Genomic DNA, 1,110 nt, shown 5'->3' on the forward strand with positions numbered 1-1,110 from the left:
CCCCCTTGTCCGCTCCGCCTCCGCCTCCACCGCAGATGCCGTACGGCCCGCCACCGGGCGACGGCAACCCGTACGCCTCCGGCGGCTCCTACGGCGCACCGCCCCCACCGCCGCCGGCGCCCGGATACGGCGCACCACCGCCGGCGCCCGGATACGGCTACCCCAGCGCCCCGCCGCCGCCCGAGCAGCCGTACGGGGTCCAGCCCCCGCCGGACGGCTACGGCTACGGGTACCCGCCGCCGCCGCCGGACGGGACCACCTGCCGGTTCTGCGGCGGCTACCCGGCGGTGAACGCCACCGTCCGCGGCCACCAGGGCCTGATCATCGCCTACCGGATGCTGCGGATGACCGGCCCGTTCTGCCGCACCTGCGGAACGGCGACGGTGCGCGACATGTCGGCCCGGACGCTGGTCCAGGGCTGGTGGAGCCTGGTGTCCTGGCTGCTGACCCCGATCACGCTGCTGCTGAACCTCGGCCCGCACAACAAGTTCAAGCAGTTGCCGCCGCCCGTCCCGGGCAGCCACGGCCCCCAGCTGAACCCGGGCGTTCCGCTGACCGGCCGGCCGCACATCGCGATGCTGCTGGTGCCGGTCTCGCTGGCGGTCACCGTGGCCCTGGCCGCGACCGGGGTGCTCGGCCCGAAGAAGGGCGACCCGGTCGCCGACCCGACGCCGTCCCCCACCGTGCTGACCTTCTCGCCCACGCCGCTGCCGAAGCCGACCTACACGTCACCGGTCATCCCCGCGCCGACCTTCACGCTGCCGGTCCCGACGCTGACGTTCCCGCCGGTCACCACGCCGACCGACTCGGACAGCAAGGTGGACTCGGCCAACCCCGGTGACTGCCTGCGCAACGCGAACGGCACCAGCGAGACCACCGACACCAACCCGAAGATCACCATGGTGCCCTGTACCGACACCAAGGCGCAGTACAAGATCGTCTTCAAGTACCTCGCCACCTCCGACGAGAAGGTCTGCGAGAAGCAGCCGAAGTCGGACAGCTGGTACACCAGCAAGCACCCCAACCTCCCGGCCCTGGACTACGTGCTCTGCCTGAAGCAGCTCAAGTAGCCCGGTACGAAGGAGGGGTGGCCCCGGCCGAGTGCCGGGG

The 1,110-nt window shown here is 72.3% G+C and carries 1 protein-coding gene; it reads left to right on the forward strand.

What is annotated here, in order from left to right; all coding sequences use genetic code 11:
* A partial coding sequence (locus tag ACIQOV_RS42440) for a hypothetical protein (RefSeq protein ID WP_401056620.1) occupies positions 1-1,070 on the forward strand: 1,070 nt, incomplete at its 5' end.
* Positions 1,071-1,110: the final 40 nt, after the last annotated feature.

This window comes from Kitasatospora sp. NPDC091257 (assembly GCF_044757675.1).
GTDB classification, from domain to species: Bacteria; Actinomycetota; Actinomycetes; order Streptomycetales; family Streptomycetaceae; genus Kitasatospora; species Kitasatospora lactacystinica.